Origin of the sequence: Nocardiopsis sp. TNDT3 (assembly GCF_003427465.1) — a bacterium.
Taxonomy (GTDB): Bacteria; Actinomycetota; Actinomycetes; order Streptosporangiales; family Streptosporangiaceae; genus Nocardiopsis; species Nocardiopsis dassonvillei.
In genome coordinates this window covers 1-3507 of sequence record NZ_QPFC01000104.1, presented here as the reverse complement: position 1 = coordinate 3507, position 3507 = coordinate 1, and the positions used below count along the sequence as shown (strand labels likewise).

Below are 3507 nucleotides of genomic sequence, written 5' to 3'. Positions count from 1 at the left end.
GCCGGGCGGCCGCGCCGCTCGGGGAGGGACGGCTCACGGAACCACTCGCCTGGCTAGAGGGAACCCGACAGCAGGAGCATGAGGCCGACGAACGTTCCGATGAGGACGAAGCCCAGGCCGACGACGACCATGACCGCGCCGGGTCCGCACCCCCAGCGGTGGGCTTCGGGCACGGAGAAGCGCGCCGGGGCCCCGGGGTCGTACCTGACCCGCGCGCTCTGCCCCGCGACGGGGCGGTAGGAGGTGCTGGAGCGGCGGTACCGGCGGTGCACCTCGCGCCCGTCACCGGCCGAGAAGTGCACGGTGAACGGGTGGGTGTACACGCGGCGGCGGTTCACCGTGGCGTTGCTGGCCTCCCGCCAGGAGTCGGTGACGGTCCCGTAGGCCTCCCCGGTGTAGCCCCGGCCGCCCGCGCGGTCGCGCACCGCGGACACGGTCGCGGAGAGGAGCATGCCGAGGCCGACGACGGTGAACAGGAACGGCAGGTAGCGCAGGAGACCACCGCCGTTCCCGCCGGCCAGGGACAGCGTGACGACGACCGCGGTGAAGACGGGCACGGCGAGCATCGTCAGGAGCGCGGCGGCGATCGCCTTCGCACCGCCGGGGCGGCGTCCGAGGCGGACCGGGTAGTGCTCGGACGCCGAGCCGGGCAGGGCGGCGCTCTCCACCCGGACGAGCCGCGGGTCGTCGGCCGAGTGCAGGAGTTCGACCGGGGTGCCCTCGCGGACGAGGTATCCGCCCAGTCCCGAGGTGTCGACCGCCTCCCGCTCCCGGCCGTCGGCGTCGCGGAAGGCCACGGTGACGGTGTGGCCGTGGGGACTCCGGGTAAGGGGGTGCACCGATGTGACGACTCCCCGCACGCGCACGCCGGTCCGGTCCAGGAGTCGGGCGTCGCGCCGGACCCTCAGGGCCGCCGACAGGTCCTTGGAGCCGGAGTGGACCGAGTACACGGAGAAGAGGGCCAGGATGAGGAGCGCGAGGAGTCCTTGGGGGTCCACCGGGCCGTTCTACCAGAGCGCCGGCGGCCGGAGAAGAGGTGTACGGGGACCGGATCCGGCCACCGCAGCCGGTGCACGGGTGTCGGCCGCGGGTGTCCCGTTCCCCCGCGCAGCGGTCCCCGGGCGGTGGTGGGCGGGAGTTTGACCTCAACATTTGTTGAGGTTCTACGGTTCAAGTCACCAACTCCGACAGATCCGGTGGACGACCATGAGTATGGAAATGGCCGCGTGGACCTCCATGTACCACGCCATGCACGCCCGCGAGGACCAGCGACCCTTCTCCCTGCCCGTCCTGCGCCGGATCGCCTCCTTCGCGCGTCCCCACGCGCGCCAGCTGGCCTGGTTCACGGCCCTGAGCGTGGTCACCGCCGCCCTGACCGTGGCCTCCCCGCTCCTGGCCGGACGGGTCGTCACCGCCATCACCGAGGGCGGCCCGCTGGAACCCGTGCTGTTCCTGGCCGGGCTCATCGCCGCCGTCGCGGTCCTCGAAGCCGCCCTGGGGCTGGTGGTGCGCTGGCTCTCCTCCCGGGTCGGCGAGGGGCTCATCCTGGACCTGCGCACCACCGTCTACGACCACGTCCAGCGCATGCCGGTCGCCTTCTTCACCCGCACCCGCACCGGCGCCCTGGTCAGCCGCCTCAACAACGACGTCATCGGCGCCCAGCGCGCCTTCAGCGACGTGCTCTCCGGGGTGCTCAGCAACCTGGTCACCCTGGTCCTGGCCCTGGCCGTCATGCTCGCCCTGTCCTGGCAGATCACCCTGCTCGCGCTCGTGCTGCTGCCGCTGTTCGTGGTGCCCGCCCGCCGCATGGGCGCGCGCCTGGCCAGGATCGAGCGCGAGCGCACCGTCCACAACGCGGCCATGGGCACCCAGATGACCGAGCGCTTCTCGGCTCCCGGCGCCACCCTGGTCAAACTCTTCGGCCGCCCCGAGGAGGAGTCGGCCGAGTTCGCCCGCCGCGCCGGACGGGTCCGCGACATCGGCGTGCGCACCGCGATGGTCCAGGAGGTCTTCTTCACCGCCCTGACCCTGGTCTCCGCGCTCGCCCTGGCCCTGGTCTACGGCCTGGGCGGCTTCTACGCCCTGACCGGCCGCCTGGACGCGGGCACGGTGGTGTCCATGGGCATGCTCCTGACCCGCCTGTACGCCCCGCTCACCTCCCTGGCCAGCGCCCGGGTGGAGGTGATGAGCGCGCTGGTCAGCTTCAGCCGGGTCTTCGAGGTCCTGGACCTGCGGCCCCTGGTGGAGGAGAGGGAGGAGGCCCGCGAGGTCCCCGCCGGGCCCGTGTCGGTGGAGTTCGACGACGTCTCCTTCGCCTACCCCTCCGCGGACAGGGTGTCGCTGGCCTCCCTGGAGGAGGTCGCCGTCCTGGACACCGCCGAGCAGCGCGAGGTCCTGCACGGGGTGTCCTTCCGGATCGAACCCGGGCAGACGGTCGCCCTGGTGGGCTCCTCCGGCGCGGGCAAGTCCACCATCGCCCAGCTGGTCCCGCGCCTGTACGACGTGGACTCGGGCGCCGTGCGCCTGGCGGGGGTGGACGTGCGCGACCTGTCCTTCGCCTCCGTGCGCGCCACCCTGGGCATGGTCACCCAGGACGGGCACCTGTTCCACGAGACCGTGCGCGCCAACCTGTCGCTGGCCCGGCCCGGGGCCACGGAGGAGGAACTGTGGGACGCGCTGCGCCGCGCCCGCCTGGACCAGCTCGTCGCCGCCCTGCCCGACGGTCTGGATACGGTGGTCGGCGAGCGCGGGTACCGCTTCTCCGGCGGTGAGCGCCAGCGCCTGACCATCGCCCGCCTGCTGGTGGCCGGACCCGAGGTGGTCATCCTCGACGAGGCCACCTCGGCCCTGGACTCCACCTCCGAGGCCGCGGTGCAGGCCGCCCTGGCCGAGGCGCTGGAGGGGCGGACCGCGCTGGTCATCGCCCACCGGCTCTCCACCGTCCGCGCCGCCGACGCCATCCTGGTCGTGGAGGCCGGACGGATCGTGGAGCGCGGCACCCACACCGAACTGCTGGCACGGGGCGGCCGCTACGCCGAGCTGTACCGGACCCAGTTCGCCGCCGACGACCCCGCGGGGGTCTCCGCCGGACAGGCGGTGTCCTAGAGGAGTTGCGGGGGAAGGCCCGGACGGAGCCTTCCCCCTCCTTCGGGCGGGCGCCCCGAAAAGGGGCCGGCTTCCGCCGCCGCAGACCCCGTCCCCCGGTGGCGCCACACCGGGGGACGGTTCTCCGTGACCGGTCAGCACGCGGGGACGTGCCGGAACCCTCCCCGAGGACGGAAACGGGTCAGATGTGGCGCACCACGCGGGCCGGGTTGCCGACGGCCACCACGTTGGCGGGCAGGTCGCGCACGACCACCGCCCCGGCGCCCACCACGGTGTTCTCCCCGATCGTCACACCCGGGCAGACGATGACCCCGCCGCCCAGCCACACGTTGTCGCCGATGGTGATCGGCTCGGCCGCCTCCCACTTGTCGCGCCGCTGGTCGGGGTCCACCGGGTGGGTGG

The 3507-nt window shown here is 73.5% G+C and carries 3 protein-coding genes; 1 reads left to right on the top strand and 2 read right to left on the bottom strand.

All coding sequences use genetic code 11. The features are described 5' to 3' along the window. Positions 1 to 53 precede the first annotated feature (53 nt). Positions 54 to 998: a DUF3592 domain-containing protein gene (locus DQW06_RS02960; protein ID WP_117197913.1), complete on the bottom strand. Its 945-nt coding sequence runs from the start codon at positions 996 to 998 to the stop codon at positions 54 to 56. Positions 999 to 1206: 208 nt separating this feature from the next. On the opposite strand from DQW06_RS02960, the gene DQW06_RS02955 reads away from it, so the two are divergent. Further along, the gene (locus DQW06_RS02955) at positions 1207 to 3105 is read left to right on the top strand and encodes an ABC transporter ATP-binding protein (RefSeq protein ID WP_232832942.1); all 1899 of its coding nucleotides are present in this window, start codon (positions 1207 to 1209) and stop codon (positions 3103 to 3105) included. 181 nt (positions 3106 to 3286) lie between these two features. Here the strand turns inward: DQW06_RS02955 and DQW06_RS02950 are convergent. Then, positions 3287 to 3507: DapH/DapD/GlmU-related protein (locus tag DQW06_RS02950; RefSeq protein WP_304598494.1), on the bottom strand; the 221-nt coding region annotated here is incomplete at its 5' end.

What these genes read in the sequence shown, in the direction of transcription:
- DQW06_RS02955 (WP_232832942.1), top strand. Translation starts at nt 1,207, where the DNA reads ATGAGTATGGAAATGGCCGCGTGGACCTCCATGTACCACGCCATGCAC.